Here is a 216-nt window from a genome sequence, read left to right on the forward strand (position 1 = left end):
CGAGGTGTGGCTGTGGCACGGACCGGGGCGGCTCGAGCTGTTGTTCGGTGGCGAGGGGGCTGCGCCTTCGGATGCCGTTCCGGTCGTCCTCGGCGCGGCCCTCGCGGCGGGGGAGAGGCTGCAGGCGACCGTCCCCGCGGGCGGGTGGCAGTCGGCGCGTCTCGTCGACGACGCCGAAGCCGTCGTGAGCGGCCTCGTCTCGCCGGGGTTCAGCTT

Annotated in this window: 1 protein-coding gene; it reads left to right on the forward strand. The window is 75.0% G+C overall.

From position 1 onward, the window contains the following. Positions 1–216: cupin domain-containing protein (locus tag QM517_RS18165; RefSeq protein WP_283289564.1), on the forward strand; the 216-nt coding region annotated here is incomplete at both ends.

The organism is Microbacterium sp. IEGM 1404 (assembly GCF_030056775.1).
In the GTDB taxonomy this organism is placed as follows: Bacteria; Actinomycetota; Actinomycetes; order Actinomycetales; family Microbacteriaceae; genus Microbacterium.